The sequence below is a fragment of the Alteromonas sp. ALT199 genome (genome assembly GCF_018619335.1).
In the GTDB taxonomy this organism is placed as follows: domain Bacteria; phylum Pseudomonadota; class Gammaproteobacteria; order Enterobacterales; family Alteromonadaceae; genus Alteromonas.
In genome coordinates, this window is the sequence record NZ_JAHHDX010000095.1 from 1,029 (window position 1) to 2,587 (window position 1,559).

The window sequence follows — 1,559 nt, forward strand, 5'->3', positions numbered from 1 at the left end:
AGAATAACTTTAAAGGTATCGCGAATTTTAGGTGCGTTAAACTCGTCAAACGACTCAGCGCAATCACCGCCTTGTAAAAGAAAACCTTTACCCAAGCTAACTTCACCTAACTGGCGTCTAAGTTCACGGGCTTCAGCAGCGAATACTAATGGCGGATAAGAACTCAGTGTTTGCTCTACTTCTTTTAAACGTACTTTGTCATCGTACGATGGTTGCTGAAGAATAGGTTTATTTCTCCAACTGTCTACTTGCCAATTACTCAACGGTGTTCTCCTGATAAAAAACGTAGGGCAAACCTTTAACTGAAAATATCTATTAAAGCTCAATACTTCTACTAAAAGGACTGTATCGCGCTTTACGGTGTGTCTGTAGCGCCTTTTTATAATCAGCCTAATGCGAAAATACGAATCTAAACAAATGCTGGGGGCACTTTACCACATTTATCCTAGGGAAATAGGTGCGCAAACTTGAATTTCTAGAAAGTTATCGTGCTTGCTTATAGCAAAATGACATTCAAACACTTTTTCAAGGTTTGCCTGAGTCGCTACTTCTTGTGGCTCTCCCAGCGCGACCATACAACCTTTGTGCATTAACCATAGACTATCGCAGTAGTTTGCGCTAAGTGCGATATCATGAGACGTCATAAGTATTGTATTTCCTTTACCGCAGAGGAATTTCACCAAGCTAGCCAGTGCGTATTGATGCCTAATATCAAGCCCTTGCAGTGGCTCATCTAAAAACGCTAAACCCTCCCCCCGCTCTAACTGGGGCCAAATTTGTAAGAGCGCTCGACAAATTTCTACCCGCTGCCGCTCGCCGCCAGAAAGCTGAGTAAGGATTTTGTTTGAAAAGCCTGACACTTCTAGGGCCTTTTCTAAAACTGGAGGGATAAGCAAAGACTGGTTTTCTGCTGTATAAAAACTTAAATATTCCTTAACTGAAAGATGAAAGCCACTTTCACTTTGCTGAGCTAACAAAGTACGTACGCTAGCAAGCGTGGCAAGGGACCAACTACTGATTGACTTGCCATGCAGCAACACTTTACCTTCATCAGCTTCAATCAGCCCTGCAAGGGTAAGTAGCAGCGTTGATTTCCCCGCCCCGTTTGGCCCTATGATATGAACACACTCGCCCTTTTTCGCGCTTAAGCCTTCCACCCACAGTCGTGTCCCAATGCTTACGTTTTGTAGGCTTAAAATCATTGTGTCTTCCGAAGCTTTTTCACTACTGTTGATGCAAGGCGTTTTGTTATAACTAACCGCATGACGTTCATTTGTGCTTGAACCTTCTTCACTATAGGAATCAGGTTGCTTTTGCGTAAAAGGATTCGGTGTCGTCATTTCATCAGCCTTTAAGCTGACCCTTAGCCAGTGCCCATATTAGCAGTGGGCCACCCAACGTTGCCGTAACCATGGAAACCGGAAGTGTAATTGCGCGGGTCAGTTCAGAGCTTAACGCGACCAGCATTAGAAGGCTTGCTCCGCTCAAAGCGCTAAGAGGCAACAGATAACGATTATTATGCCCTATGAACAGGCGTAAAATATGAGGCACCAGTAAGC

General features: G+C 44.1%; 3 protein-coding genes. All 3 read right to left on the reverse strand.

Going from position 1 to position 1,559, the window contains the following annotated elements:
• Nucleotides 1-263, reverse strand: a 263-nt coding sequence (locus tag KL866_RS20240) for a 3-deoxy-7-phosphoheptulonate synthase (protein WP_251139982.1), incomplete at its 3' end; no start/stop codon positions are given.
• A 177-nt stretch (nucleotides 264-440) separates the two neighbouring features.
• Nucleotides 441-1,340 (reverse strand): ABC transporter ATP-binding protein, encoded by a 900-nt coding sequence (locus tag KL866_RS10800; protein WP_214994991.1) that lies wholly within the window; start codon nucleotides 1,338-1,340, stop codon nucleotides 441-443.
• A 4-nt stretch (nucleotides 1,341-1,344) separates the two neighbouring features.
• Nucleotides 1,345-1,559 (reverse strand): iron chelate uptake ABC transporter family permease subunit (locus KL866_RS10805; RefSeq protein ID WP_214994993.1); only part of this gene is annotated, 215 nt, incomplete at its 5' end.

Bases quoted from the DNA above. Each gene is read 5' to 3' on its own strand.
- KL866_RS10800 (WP_214994991.1), bottom strand. From the start codon at position 1,340: ATGACGACACCGAATCCTTTTACGCAAAAGCAACCTGATTCCTATAGT.